Origin of the sequence: Candidatus Sodalis sp. SoCistrobi, from assembly GCF_900143145.1 — a bacterium.
Classification (GTDB): Bacteria; Pseudomonadota; Gammaproteobacteria; order Enterobacterales; family Enterobacteriaceae; genus SoCistrobi.
In genome coordinates this window covers 1-3,000 of sequence record NZ_FRDB01000289.1, presented here as the reverse complement: position 1 = coordinate 3,000, position 3,000 = coordinate 1, and the positions used below count along the sequence as shown (strand labels likewise).

General features: G+C 58.9%; 3 protein-coding genes and 1 pseudogene. 1 reads left to right on the top strand and 3 read right to left on the bottom strand.

What is annotated here, in order from left to right; all coding sequences use genetic code 11:
- Positions 1-124: 124 nt before the first annotated feature.
- Positions 125-577 carry a PRD domain-containing protein gene (locus tag CINSTRO3249_RS14570; protein ID WP_074013780.1) on the bottom strand — a complete coding sequence of 151 codons (453 nt, stop codon included), beginning with the start codon at positions 575-577 and terminating at the stop codon, positions 125-127.
- A 96-nt stretch (positions 578-673) separates the two neighbouring features.
- A complete protein-coding gene (locus CINSTRO3249_RS14565) occupies positions 674-1,132 on the bottom strand; it encodes a hypothetical protein (RefSeq protein ID WP_074013779.1) in 459 nt (152 codons plus the stop codon).
- A 421-nt stretch (positions 1,133-1,553) separates the two neighbouring features.
- Here CINSTRO3249_RS14565 and CINSTRO3249_RS14560 point away from each other — a divergent pair, with 421 nt between their 5' ends.
- Entirely contained in the window at positions 1,554-2,588 is a 1,035-nt protein-coding gene (locus CINSTRO3249_RS14560) for a nickel/cobalt transporter (RefSeq protein ID WP_084790258.1), read from the top strand.
- Here the strand turns inward: CINSTRO3249_RS14560 and CINSTRO3249_RS14555 are convergent.
- A pseudogene (locus CINSTRO3249_RS14555) lies at positions 2,589-2,873 on the bottom strand (SDR family oxidoreductase); the annotation flags it as partial.
- Positions 2,874-3,000 lie beyond the last annotated feature (127 nt).

The window sequence follows — 3,000 nt, the reverse complement described above, 5'->3', positions numbered from 1 at the left end:
TGCTCATGCTGAGTTTCCAGCACTAGATTAACTGCCCGTTCACGGACTTCCGGAGAGTAACGTTTGGTCGTTGTCATAGAGACCTCCACTTTTAAAGTATAGACTCTAATTTATCCGGGGTGATTCACCACACCACCTGCTTTTCCTGCAAATCCGTCTCTTGCATAAGCCAGGCGCCGAAAATGACCGCAATCAACCCCATCTCTTCCCGGCTGAAACGAATACGGTATTCCGCCTCCAGCGGGATCATCGCCGCACGGGTGGCGCGCAGCAAACTGGGGTATTTTTCTTCAACCTCGCTTTGCAGGCTACTGTCTATGCCCATATGGAAATGGCAGCGTTCCAGCGCGGCGCTTAGATGGAAAAACAGCTGTTCCGCCAGCGCGTCCTCCTGGGAAAAGGTTCTGCCGGAAAGCTGGGCGAAACGCCGGACTAGCCGTTCGACCGCTTGGCTTAGCCGTCTATCGTCGGCGCAGTCCGGATCGGCGGGTTGGGGATGCCGTAACAAACTGATAAGCAGCGTCAACCCAAACAGCTCGCCGGCCGGCCAAGACCAGTCGCGCAAGGCTTCCTGCACCGCCTGGTACGCCTGTTTCTGTATAAGCCATTGCCGCTGGTGCTGGTTGAAGTTGGGCGTTTGCCGACGATGGCATTGCAGCTGCAGGTAACGCAGTCAGAGAGCGAGGAACTGGCGGTTACTATTGGCGCGTTGAGCGGGCAGCAGCGGCAAAAGGCGCTCCAGGGCCTCCGCCAGACGCGGCGGCGGGATTTGCAGCGCGGGTGGCAGGTCGCGCCACTGATGCGTTAGCGCCGCGGTAAAATCCCGCTCGACGCGATCCGGGCAGAGGCGCAGCGCCCGACGCAGGCCATCGAACAGACACAACCGATGATTGAGAACGTTGCCCTCAATACGGTATGACCCCTCCCGGCACAGCAGGGTGAGCCGGTAGAGTGTGGCGATTTCGGCTTCGAGCTGCGCGAGATCGCTTTGTACGGTATCGGCATCGATCCCGCACCGATGTGCCAGTTGTGCCAGTGAGCAAGACGCCGTCGCCGAGTATAGCAGCAGCAACAAATGGCTACGCCGGCCGGAAGCGGACAGCGCGGGCGCCTGTGAAGTGGGCGGACTCATGGGTCGTATACCCTTTTGGCTATCGTAACAGCCTTAATCATAGTCAACCGCTATCTCGCCACTGCCGGCGCGCCAACTTTGTTTCATAGCTTTTAGCCGCGTCACATTTTTCCTGCCGCTGCCGGACCAGCCGTAAATCCCGCCGCTAAGGGGAAAGGGGGGATGGATCGTCGTCTAAGTTATGTTATTTTATAACAATATCGGCTTACGGGGGGCTGGCGCCTGTCGGGGTAGGCTATGACCCAATTTAACGGTGGCATCCTGATTTGTTGCGGGCGTCTGGCGCCTGTCGGGATAGACTTTGACCCAATTTACCGGTGGCATCCTGATTTGTTGCGGGCGTCTGACGCCTGTCGGGGTAGGCTATGACCAAATTAACCATGTCGCCCTTATCTGTTGCGCGCGTCTGTAGGGAGAAGCGGTGACCAAAATTAACGACGATATCCTGCGGTCGGAGGCTCCCCGCCCATCCCGCCTCTGGCTGAATTTGTGGCCGCTTTGGGCATTTTTTGTGGCGCTGGCGGCGGCGGGCCACTGGATCTGGCTGCGTTGGCCGCAGATACTTTTACAAATGGTTCTCTGGCAAAAGCAGCTGCACCAGCACATGGTTGTGCTGTTGCAGGAGGTGCAGGCTAATCCACAGCATTATGGCGCCACCCTGCTGCTGTTCAGCTTCGTGTATGGCATACTGCATGCGGTCGGGCCCGGCCACGGCAAAGTGGTCATCACCACCTATCTTGCCACCCACCGTTCCCGTTTGCGGCAGAGCTTGCTGATGACGCTGGCCGCAGCGCTGTTGCAGGGCGCGATGGCAATCATGCTGGTCACGCTGACGCTGAACCTGCTGCGTTTGTCTTCACGCACCTTGCACCTTAGCCAATTCTGGCTGGAAAAGGCCAGTTTTGTGCTGGTGGGGGTATTGGGCGTCTGGCTGTGCTGGCGTGCGCTCCGGCGCCTGTTACAACGCCTGCGCACGACCGCGACCTTTGCGGGGAGGGCGCCGGTGTTCCGAACCTTGAGGCCGGAAAATCACCACCACCACGCGGGCTGCGGCTGTGGGCACCGGCATTTGCCGCGCGATGATGAGCTACAGGCGGCCGACGGCTGGTACAATCGCGCCGCTGTGGTCGTCGCTATGGGCTTGCGCCCCTGCTCCGGCGCGGTATTGGTGTTACTGTTCGCCAAAGTGATCGGCGTCTATGGCTGGGGCGTGTTGTCTGCGCTGATGATGGCGGTGGGTACGGCGCTAACGCTTTTGACGCTGGCGCTGTTGGTGTTTTTTGGCCGGACCGTGGCTGAACGACTGATTAAGCCGCGCGCGCCGGCGCTCTGGCGCGATGTGGTATGGGCAACGCTGGCGCTCGCCGGCGGGGTAGTGCTGGTCGGCGCCGGCGCGTTGCTGTATTTCAGTGAGGTGCCGGAAATGGTAAGCGGCATCCGCCCGTTTGGCGTCTAATCACACCACCGCCGCCATGCCGCCATCGACAAACAGCAAATGACCATTAACAAAATCCGCAGCGGGGGAGGCGAGGAACACCGCCGCGCCGATCAGTTCCTGGGGATCGCCCCAGCGCCCGGCGGGTGTGCGCTGATAAAGCCACCGGTTGAATGTTTCATCCTCCGACAGCGTAGTGGTCATTTCGGTTTTGAAATACCCTGGCGCGATACCGTTGACCTGAATGTTGTAAGGCGCCAGCTCGGCGCACATTCCGCGGGTCAGCATTTTGACCGCCCCTTTAGCCATAGGTATCTACACATTTATCGTGATACCTGTTATTACTTTGCAGAATGATTTCAACCTATCTGTTGGCGGGATTGACTCTCGCCTTACCCGCCGATATCAGACGCTGGTTAAACAGCATATGACG